This window comes from Microcoleus sp. Pol12A5 (assembly GCF_036701435.1).
Lineage (GTDB): Bacteria > Cyanobacteriota > Cyanobacteriia > Cyanobacteriales > Microcoleaceae > Microcoleus.
Genome location: NZ_JAUBQU010000297.1, coordinates 1 through 1,256 on the forward strand (window position 1 = coordinate 1; position 1,256 = coordinate 1,256).

Below are 1,256 nucleotides of genomic sequence, written 5' to 3' on the forward strand. Positions count from 1 at the left end.
CTCGATGTCAAAACAGTTGCATCCGAGTCGCCAGTACCGCCCTTTATTAGCGGTGCAGATTTTGAAAAAACCGTTGTGATTGATGGCGAACATCAAGCAATTCGTTCTCTGATTAAGCAAGATGAATATCGCTTAGACGGCATTTTGCCTCCGCCATCAAATCCGCCTAAATTTTCACCGCTAAATGCTCTAAGTGCCGCTTACTGCATTCACTTAGAAGTCAACCGTAAAAAAGATGGCAATCCCGACTGGGGGAAATTGTCAGATTTAGCACGCGATTTAGAAACCAGTCCCCTTTATGTCTTTCACTACCTGAATAAATGGCTGCGGAAACAAGACAAAATCGAGTCCGTACCCATTGCCAAAATCCGGTTGTATTGCGAATTTTATTACTACTTCAATTTCAAAGGAGATGACATGACTAAACTTGCAAAACTGACAGAACTTTACCGCCGTTTTTACCGAGCTAAAGCTAAAGGAAAACCACCAAAATCTAATGCAATTCTCAAGCCAATTGATGAAGGGGCTGATGTTATTTTAAAATTCAACAAAGATTTAGCAGACGATCCTGAATCTCTAACACAGCTTGTGGCAGCAAAAATTGCTAGTTTGATGAAAAAAGTCAATCGAAAAGAAGCAGAGGGAAAACGTACATTTACCTTCGTTGATGGTAAATGGAAACCTGCTTTAAGTGATGAAGAAGAACGGCAAGCAGTCTATGATTTTGCTAAATATTTTGTGGAGGTGATTTTTAATGGGAGTTTTAAGGGTGATCGCGCTCGTTTAGCAGGAACTCAACTCAATTTAATTCGGGACACTTGCGATTATCTTTATCGCTTGGAAGACGACAAAGAACGCAAGGAAAAAAAGCAGGATGAACCTGATGAACTTCCCGAAACAGAAACAGAATTAGCCTAAATTGTCCACATTTTTTCAATTACCTTGTACTGGAGAAACCAAACCATGAAATTCCTGAAAACCCTCGATTCTAAATTTTTCCACGATCAAATTCCCGCAAAACCGATGGGAAAATATGCTCATTTTATCACCATCCGAGTCACTGAATCTTATCCGCTATTTCAGACTGACGGCGAATTGAATAAAGCCAGAGTAACTGCTGGGATTGAAAAGAAAAATAACAACATAATCAGCCGTTTAGCAATGTTTAAGCGGAAACAGTCTACACCAGAACGTTTAACAGGACGGGAGTTGCTGCGAAATTACAAAATTGGCGACTGGGAAAAGTGCGACTACAA

At 40.2% G+C, this 1,256-nt stretch carries 2 protein-coding genes; both read left to right on the top strand.

Features of this window, described 5'->3' with window-relative positions:
* Positions 1-918, top strand: a 918-nt coding sequence (gene cas10d, locus QUA45_RS28855; protein WP_333223375.1) for a type I-D CRISPR-associated protein Cas10d/Csc3, incomplete at its 5' end; no start/stop codon positions are given.
* A 45-nt stretch (positions 919-963) separates the two neighbouring features.
* Positions 964-1,256 (top strand): type I-D CRISPR-associated protein Cas7/Csc2 (gene cas7d / locus QUA45_RS28860; protein ID WP_333223377.1); only part of this gene is annotated, 293 nt, incomplete at its 3' end.